8 protein-coding genes are annotated in these 8,350 nt (G+C 42.8%); 5 read left to right on the plus strand and 3 right to left on the minus strand.

From position 1 onward, the window contains the following. The first annotated feature begins 72 nt into the window (after positions 1-72). The 5 genes from Q1V93_RS02840 to Q1V93_RS02860 all read left to right on the plus strand — a co-directional run bounded on the left by Q1V93_RS02840 (position 73) and on the right by Q1V93_RS02860 (position 3,012). Positions 73-765, plus strand: coding sequence for a YafY family protein (locus tag Q1V93_RS02840; RefSeq protein WP_300661155.1), 693 nt, complete (start codon positions 73-75; stop codon positions 763-765). An 81-nt stretch (positions 766-846) separates the two neighbouring features. Continuing rightward, complete coding sequence (locus tag Q1V93_RS02845) at positions 847-1,260, plus strand: DUF1761 domain-containing protein (RefSeq protein WP_300661157.1); 414 nt, start codon at positions 847-849, stop codon at positions 1,258-1,260. Between the two features lie 16 nt (positions 1,261-1,276). Further along, on the plus strand, positions 1,277-1,864 hold the full coding sequence (locus Q1V93_RS02850; protein ID WP_300661159.1) for a YdeI/OmpD-associated family protein: 588 nt from the start codon (positions 1,277-1,279) through the stop codon (positions 1,862-1,864). 18 nt (positions 1,865-1,882) lie between these two features. Further along, on the plus strand, positions 1,883-2,464 hold the full coding sequence (locus Q1V93_RS02855; RefSeq protein WP_300661162.1) for a DUF1572 domain-containing protein: 582 nt from the start codon (positions 1,883-1,885) through the stop codon (positions 2,462-2,464). A gap of 32 nt (positions 2,465-2,496) precedes the next feature. Next, positions 2,497-3,012 carry a DUF2199 domain-containing protein gene (locus Q1V93_RS02860; protein WP_300661165.1) on the plus strand — a complete coding sequence of 172 codons (516 nt, stop codon included), beginning with the start codon at positions 2,497-2,499 and terminating at the stop codon, positions 3,010-3,012. A 188-nt stretch (positions 3,013-3,200) separates the two neighbouring features. Here Q1V93_RS02860 and rnr read toward each other — a convergent pair whose 3' ends face one another. The 3 genes from rnr to Q1V93_RS02875 form a co-directional block, all read right to left on the minus strand. Further along, positions 3,201-5,366, minus strand: coding sequence for a ribonuclease R (rnr, locus tag Q1V93_RS02865; RefSeq protein WP_300661168.1), 2,166 nt, complete (start codon positions 5,364-5,366; stop codon positions 3,201-3,203). A gap of 70 nt (positions 5,367-5,436) precedes the next feature. Then, positions 5,437-6,855, minus strand: a complete 1,419-nt coding sequence (locus Q1V93_RS02870) for an RtcB family protein (RefSeq protein WP_300661171.1) — start codon at positions 6,853-6,855, stop codon at positions 5,437-5,439. A 97-nt stretch (positions 6,856-6,952) separates the two neighbouring features. Next, entirely contained in the window at positions 6,953-8,047 is a 1,095-nt protein-coding gene (locus Q1V93_RS02875) for a slipin family protein (protein ID WP_300661174.1), read from the minus strand. Positions 8,048-8,350 lie beyond the last annotated feature (303 nt).

Raw genomic sequence — 8,350 nt, forward strand, 5'->3', positions numbered from 1 at the left:
ATGTTTGTTATACAGGCAATTGGAAATGTTGCTAAACTATTTTTATTTTGCTAAAAAAGTAGATGGATAGCAATGAGTGATAACGATACAAAACGACTTTCGCGCCTGACGGCGATCATCACGCAACTGCAAACAAAACGGCTTTTGACAGCAACAGAACTGGCCGATAAATTTTCGGTGAGTGTTCGCACAATCTACCGCGATATCCGGGCATTGGAGCAAGCCGGAATTCCCATTTTTACCGAAGAAGGAAAAGGTTATTCGTTGATGGATGGCTACAGACTTCCACCCGTAATGTTTACCGAAAAACAAGCCAATGCATTGATTGTTGCGGAGCAATTGGTTCTGAAAAACAAGGATGCTTCTTTTGTGAAAGACTATTCGGAAGCCATTGAAAAAATCAAAGCGGTTTTAGGAAACCCTATCAAAGACAAAGCTGATTTGCTGGTGGGAAGAACCCGCTTCAGTCAAAACATTAACGGAGACAGAAACAGCAACAGTTTGTCGGATTTGCAGTTTGCGCTGACCAATTTCTGCGTTACGAAGATTGAATATACCAACGAAGCTGAAAAAACCACCAACCGATTGATAGAACCTTTTGCCTTGTTGAGTACGCAGGAAAACTGGCTTTTGGTTGCCTGGTGCCGCTTACGCGGAGATTTCCGTTTTTTCCGGCTCGACCGCATCAAAAGCCTTCATGTTCTTGGAGAAAAATTTGAACCGCATCAAATGACCTTGCAGGAATATTTCGACAAATATCATTAAAACCCGTTTTTCACCCCTGACATAAGGCTGTCACAACCCGGATTTAGCTTTGCATCATAAATGTATAAAATGAATGTAATGATGAATCAATTGACAAATTTGAATTGGGTAAGTGTTTTGGTTGCTTTTGTAGCGTATTGCGTGCTCGGAGCATTGTGGTTTACACTTTTATTTGTGAAACAGTACAAAATCTCTTTGGGAAAGGCAAACGAAGAATTGAATAATAAAGCACCGATTTTCATTCTTGGTCCGGCGCTCTGTTCTTTGGTAATTACTATTGCAAATGCGGTTTTGTTTTACGCGCTGAATATCTCCGCGTTCAATGAAGCTGTGGAATTTTCGTTCGTTGTTGGTTTCGGGTTTTTAGTTGCGAACACACTGAATATTGCGATTAATCCGAATATTCCGCGACCGATCCATTACGGAATTATCAGCGGAACGTATCATTTAGCGGGTATTTTCATTGTAAACTGTATTTTAGTTGCAATGAAATAAAAATACCGGTTTCGGAATGAAAATCAACGAACAGGAAATAGAAACTTTTTGTCCGGAAAGCCAGGAGGATTGGAGGCAATGGTTGACGGAAAATCATCAGTCAAGACAATCCGTCTGGCTTGTTTATTACAGAAAGAAATCCGACAAATCAAGCATTTCCTGGAGCGATGCGGTGGATGAAGCACTTTGCTTCGGGTGGATCGACAGCACCAAAAAAACAATCGACGAAGAGCGCTTTATCCAGTTTTTCAGCAAACGAAAACCAAAGAGTGGCTGGTCAAAGATCAATAAAGAAAAGATTGAAAAACTGATCCTTGAAAAGCGGATGACCCAAGCCGGTTTGGATAGCATTGAAAAGGCAAAACAAAACGGCTCCTGGACGATTCTGGATGAGGTAGAAGAACTGATCATTCCGGAAGATTTGCTTCAGGCATTTGAAACGCAACCTGCATCAGCGGAGTTTTTCCTAGGTTTAAGTAAGTCTGTACGGAAAATGATGTTGCACTGGATTACGTTCGCGAAGCGGGCAGAAACGCGGCAAAAAAGAATCAACGAATTGATGGAATTTGCTGCCAAAGGAGAGAAACCAAAGCAATTCAGGTAATAGTATTTAAAGGAGGAAATGATGACAGACGACTATTTGAATAGTGTGCGAAAGCAATTTGCGTATTACAAACAACTCGGGGATAACACCTTCTCACAGTTGCGGGATGAACACCTGTTTTGGACATACAACGATGAAAGCAACAGCATTGCGGTTATAGTGAAGCATCTTTCGGGGAACATGCTTTCCCGATGGACGGATTTTCTGACAAGCGACGGCGAAAAGGAGTGGCGAAACCGCGATTCGGAATTTGAAGATCCCATTACAACCCGGCAAGAACTTGTTGATAAGTGGAACGAAGGTTGGAAGTGTTTTTTCGACGCGTTGAATGCATTAAAAACAGAAGATCTGGATAAAACCATTTACATCCGCAACCAGGGACATTCCGTAATAGAAGCGATCAACCGACAGTTGGCGCATTATCCGTATCACGTTGGCCAGATCGTTTTCATTGGAAAAATGCTTTCCGAAAACGGATGGAACTCACTTTCTATTCCCAAAGGAAAATCCCGGGACTTCAATGCGGAGAAATTTTCAAACCCGAAACAAAAGCAGCATTTCACAGATGAATTTCTGAAGGACAAAGCAAAAAAGGAATAAGTGTGTGGAATTTGGAATGAAAACTGCCTGAAATGTTTTGGAAGAAGAAAAAGAATCCATGCGAAATATGTGGCAAAATGCATACTAAACTGCCTGCAATCGGTTTTGATGCACCGTTTTATTATCACGAATTATCGGATGAAGAAAAGGCAGAAATGGCGGAAATCTCAGATGATTTTTGCGTCATTACTCATCCGGAACAAACAGATCGGTTTATTCGAACGGTTTTGAGTATCCCGGTTATAGATGGATGTGAGGAATTGGATTGCGGAATCTGGGTTTCTGTCAGCGAAAAGACCTTTGAAGAATACAAATCAGAGTTTAAAAAAGATTCGGAGCTAAAAACATATTTTGGAATGATCAGCAATGAATGGAACGATTACGAAAAAAGTACGCTCAATTTGCATGTCAATATAGAAACAAGAAACGGAAATCTCCGCCGGGAAATCACACCGCATGAAGCAGATCATCCCTTAATTTCAGATTGGGAAAATGGAATAACATTATCTGAAGCAGAGAAACGAATTGAAAGAATAAAAATCATTTAAAACTTTGCGTTCTTCGCTTCTTTGCGTTTAATATTAGAATAAAGGTTATTGGGATATAGAGAATGAGTATAAAAAGAAAAAGCCCCGGTCATTGAGCGAAGTCGAAATGCCGGGGCTTTTTTATCTGTGTAATTTGTTAAATCTGCGGAAGAATCTTATCCGTTCATTCCGAATGACTATTGATTTAATTATTCCCCAACCGAAACCAATTCCAAATCAATCGTGCGTTTTTTCGGGCTCACTTCTGAAATTTTCACGCGTACCGAATCTCCGAAATGGAACGTTCTTCCGGTTTTCTGTCCTACAATCGTCATCGTCTTTTCATCGAAGGAATAACGGTCTCCCGGAAGCGCCTGCAACGGAACCATTCCTTCACACGCATTTTCGTTCATGCGCACAAACAACCCGAATTCAGCCAAACCGGAAACAATTCCGTCAAATTCTTCCCCGATTTTATCGTGAACAAACACCACCTGGAAGTATTTGTTGGATTCGCGCTCGGCTTCTGTTGCCTTGCGTTCCGTGCGTGAAATGCGTTTGCAAATATCTTCCAGAACCTGGTTGTACTTGTGCGGTTTATTTTCCAAACATTCCAGCAAAATGCGGTGAACCATCAAATCGGCATAACGGCGAATCGGTGAAGTGAAATGTCCGTAATACTCGAACGCCAAACCGTAATGACCGATATTGTCTGTGTCGTAAGTTGCCTTCGCCATGCTTCGGATTGCCATTTGCTGAATGATGTTGTATTCATTTTTCAAACGGATATCGTTCAGCAATTTATTGATGCTTTGAGCGGCTTTTTCAGGACTTGTAAATTCCAGTGAATAACCGAATTTGTCCAAAAACAAACTGAATAATGCGATTTTCTCCGGATCCGGCTTGTCGTGAACACGGTAAACAAACGGAACAGGATCTTTCCCTTTTTGCGGTTTCCCCACGAACATGGCCACGTGTTTATTCGCCAAAAGCATGAACTCTTCGATCAGTTGATGCGCATCTTTCGAAACCTTCACAACCACATCAACCGGTTCTTTGTTTTCGTCCAGTTTGAAACGGATTTCTTCCGAGTTGATCATCAAAGCACCCTTCTTAAACCGCTCTTTTCGATAGATTTTTGCGAGTTTATCCAGGATATGCAGTTCTTCTTTGTACGGACCATCTGCTCCCTCCAAAATTTCCTGCGCATCTTCGTAGGTGAAACGATGATCAGAATGAATGACCGTTTTTCCGAACCATTCCTTGTAAATTTTCCCCTTCTCGTCGATTTCGAAAACGGCTGAGAAAGTGAATTTATCCTCCTTCGGCCGAAGGGAACAAACCATATTCGAAAGCTGCTCCGGAAGCATCGGAATCACGCGGTCAACGAGGTAAACCGAGTTTCCGCGTTTAAGCGCTTCTTTGTCCATGGCAGAATCCGGTTTCACATACTGACTCACGTCCGCAATGTGCACACCGATTTCATAATGTCCGTTTTCCAGTTTTTGAATCGACAAAGCATCATCGAAATCCTTCGCATCCACCGGGTCAATGGTGAAAGTCAGAATATCACGGAAATCGCGTCGTTTGGCTACTTCCACCGGATCAAGCTCTAGTGTTACCTGCTCCGCTTCGCTCATGACATCTGCGTCAAATTCGATTGGAATTCCCTGGCTGACCAGAATGGAAATCATTTCGTTGTCGTGGATCGAGTTTCCACCCAAAGTCTGAATCACTTCTCCAAAAGGAAATTCAGCCGATTTCGGCCAAACGGTGATTTTCACCAAAGCCTTATCCTTGTTCTTCGCTTTATTGAGTTTTTCAAACGGAATGTAGATTTTCACACCCGTTTTGGTATTATCCGGAATCAGGAAAGCGTGTTTGTCATACATATGAATCGTACCTACAAACTGAGTCCGCTCGCGGGAGACAACTTCCATGACTTTTCCTTCGGGCCGGTTTCCGCTTTTTTTGATGAGCGCAACCCGGACAATATCTCCGTGAATGGCCTGCCCGATATTATGAGGCGCGATGAAAACATCTGCCTGATTTTTCCCCAGATTTACAAAACCGGAACCGCGCTGCGTCAACTCCAATTCTCCTTCAACAGTTTCTGTCTGATTGGAAAATTGATACGTTTCGTGCCCGCTTTTACGCAAAAAACCTTCTGTTTCCAGTTCCCGCAATAAAGCAACCACCAATTTTCGCGATTCACTTTCATGAACATGCAATAAGGTGCAAACCTGCTTATAGTTTAAAAGCGCATCCTGGTGTTGTTCAAATAGTTTTCGAATAATGTGATAGAGGCCTGTTTTTAGTTTTTTGGTTGATTTATCTTTTATTTTTTTTGGTTTTTTCTTACCCATTTTTTTCATTGTGTTTAACAAAAGTACGAAATGACTTTCAAGGTTTTAGATTCTTTTATAAAACAAAAACAGGGAGGTGTTAATCCTCCCTGCTTCCGTCTTCGGCCATTCTGACCATTTTTGGTGTAAATCGTGCAAGAACATCTACCAGATCTTCCTGCGATTTCATGACTTCGTCAATGTTTTTGTACGCCATAGGTGCTTCGTCCAAACCGGCTCCGATTAAGGTTACGCCGTGTGTTTTCAGGATTTCTTTCAATTCATCCTGTTTGACGGTTTTGAAAGCCTGTGTCCGGCTCATTTGTCGGCCGGCTCCGTGCGAAGCAGAGGCTAAAGCTTCCGGTTTTCCTTTTCCTTTCACCAGGAACCCCGGCGCGGTCATACTTCCCGGAATAATTCCCAAAACGCCTGCTGCAGCCGGAGTTGCACCTTTTCGATGCACAATGTATTCTTCTCCGAAATGCACTTCCTTCCATGCAAAATTATGGTGGTTTTCAACCCGCTTCAAACAGGTTGCGCCAATGGCTTTGGTAATCCGGTCGTGAATCACATGATGACAAGCTGAAGCATAATCTCCGGCCAGGTTCATCGCTGCCCAGTATTCTTTTCCGTTGTCGGAGTTTAAATCCAGATACGCCAGGTTTCGTGCTTCATCCGGCAAGACACAGTTTTCTTTTGCCACTTTGGTGTAATGTCCGGCGATGGTTGCTCCCAAACCTCTCGATCCGGAATGTGTCAGCAAAGCCAGGTAAGTTCCTTTCGGAATGTTGATGCTTTCATCTTCCTGAAGCACTTCCAGTAAACCGAATTCCACGAAATGGTTTCCGCCACCGGAAGTTCCCAATTGCGTATGGGCTTTATCCATCAGGGTTTTCAACATCGGGATCTGTTTGAATTCATCCCGCTCCAAAATGGCGTGATCAGCTTTCATTCCTCTCGTCCAACCGGCTCCGGCTCCGAATCGGGAATAAGCGATCAATTCCCGTTTCAGCTGTGCTTCGTTCCCGAAGTAGAAATCTCTCGGAATATCGTAAATACTCAAACACATTCTACATCCGATGTCGACTCCAACTCCGTAAGGTATAATTGCATCTTTTGTTGCCAAAACGCCACCGATCGGCAATCCGTAACCTTGATGTGCATCCGGCATCAACGCTCCGAAAGCGGTAACCGGCAATCTCATCGCCGTTTTCATCTGGTCAAAAGCACCCTGTTCAATCTGTGTTTCCCCATAAACCGCAAAAGGCAATGCTTCTTCCTTCAAAGGAATCATAAATTTCTTTCTGGCTTCAATGGCAATCAATTCGTTGGCAGCGTCTGCCCATAAGGCATGTTCGGTAAAATCTGCCGGATTCTCCAACACTAATTTCACTTCTGCCAGCAAATTTTCCAATCCGTTTCTTTTCGCGTTTTTCTTCAACACTTTCAATGCCTTTCCGAAAGCTTCGTTGGACGGAAACCCAATCTCAACTAAAACAGAACCGGTAATATTTCTCATGATTTCAAATTTAATGTTTTATAAAACTGCTACACCAATCTGTCAGTAGCAGTTGTTGATCTCCGCTGACAGTGCGGAGTTGATCCAGGTGAACGGATTATTTTGAGAACAAGGTTTTCAACTGATCGGAGACATTTGCTCCGGCATGAACCTGAATCCCGTCAATTTTATCAGCGATCCGCTCCACAAACTCCATTTCTTTCAATTTGTATAACATCTCGTTTTCCTCCATCAATCGGGCAGTATTCAACAAATTCCGTGTAGTTGCTGTTTCTTCCCGACGCATGATCATATTTGCCTGCGCTTGTTTTTCGGCAACCAACACTTTGTTCAAGATCTCTTTTACATCTCCCGGCAAAATGATGTCTTTCAAACCTCCGGTAATCAATTCCAAACCGATGTTTTCCAACAAGGCATTTGCGCGTTCCACCAACTGATTCGACAATTCGGTTTTTGTTTCCAACAACTGATCTAAAGTTTGAGAACCGATGATTTCGCGGATTGCCAACTGGATTGCTGCATACATTTGCGCATAATAGTTGGAGTTTTCAACCACTGCACGGTGAACGTTTACCATTTTGTATTGTCCGGAGAAGTTTACACGAATTGATGTTTTATCTTTTGTCAGCAATTCCTGGCCCTGAACTTCAATATTCAATGTGCGCAAATCAACTACTTTGAAAGTGAACACGTTTGCATTCTTCCAGAAGTAATACGTATCTGCCGCCAAAGTATATTGGTAAGCTCCGTTCACGAACACCACCAATTGATTTCCTTCCGGAACCACTACGCGGTGCAGGCGCTCGATCATGATGGTGGACTCCAACGCGGACCGGTCAAAATTTGTAATGTTTTGAGTCGATGCTGTTTCGATCAACTCGTAGGAAATCGCCATTTCAGATTTCCAGAACAAGTAGGTCCCGACACCGTACGTTTCAATGATGTTCTTTCCCAAGAAACGCAACAATAACTGGTTCGAATCTACCTCGTGACGAGTCAGTAAGTTTGAAAACGCTCCATTTTCCAACTCAGCAAACAAAGCTGTCTGTGCGTTGATTGCCGGTTGTGCCGGGATCACCTGAGCGGTTTTACCCCAAAACAAGTGGTGTGTTCCCGATTTCAAAACGTCTACCAATTGTCCGTTTTTGTAAACGATTGCACGTTGGTTTTTTGTTACAGTTATTGTTTTCATATTTTCTATTTGTTATACCTCCGACGAATGGGCGTCGGAGGAGATTGTTTTTAATTCATAAAAGAAGCAACCGGCTTTCCGGATTGATCTGCGGAACAAAGAAGTTGTTGCCTGGAACACATCGAATCACTTATAGGAATCAAGGTATTGATGTTATTCTGCACAAACCGTTCAATGTTCTGGCTTCACATTCCGGTCGGTTATTTTGTACGGGACAAAATCTCCGACACGAAAGCGGGTTACTCCTTTTGGTTGTTGTTAAGGGTGTGGGTTAGACACCTTTCTGACACTGTATCCCTATTA

The sequence above is a fragment of the Fluviicola sp. genome (assembly GCF_030151805.1).
Classification (GTDB): Bacteria; Bacteroidota; Bacteroidia; order Flavobacteriales_D; family Crocinitomicaceae; genus Fluviicola.

Excerpts from the sequence above, each read along its gene's own strand:
- Q1V93_RS02840 (WP_300661155.1), top strand. The coding sequence starts at position 73 with ATGAGTGATAACGATACAAAACGACTTTCGCGCCTGACGGCGATCATC.
- Q1V93_RS02845 (WP_300661157.1), top strand. The coding sequence starts at position 847 with ATGAATCAATTGACAAATTTGAATTGGGTAAGTGTTTTGGTTGCTTTT.
- Q1V93_RS02850 (WP_300661159.1), top strand. The coding sequence starts at position 1,277 with ATGAAAATCAACGAACAGGAAATAGAAACTTTTTGTCCGGAAAGCCAG.
- Q1V93_RS02855 (WP_300661162.1), top strand. The coding sequence starts at position 1,883 with ATGATGACAGACGACTATTTGAATAGTGTGCGAAAGCAATTTGCGTAT.
- Q1V93_RS02860 (WP_300661165.1), top strand. The coding sequence starts at position 2,497 with ATGTTTTGGAAGAAGAAAAAGAATCCATGCGAAATATGTGGCAAAATG.
- rnr (WP_300661168.1), bottom strand. The coding sequence starts at position 5,366 with ATGAAAAAAATGGGTAAGAAAAAACCAAAAAAAATAAAAGATAAATCA.
- Q1V93_RS02870 (WP_300661171.1), bottom strand. The coding sequence starts at position 6,855 with ATGAGAAATATTACCGGTTCTGTTTTAGTTGAGATTGGGTTTCCGTCC.
- Q1V93_RS02875 (WP_300661174.1), bottom strand. The coding sequence starts at position 8,047 with ATGAAAACAATAACTGTAACAAAAAACCAACGTGCAATCGTTTACAAA.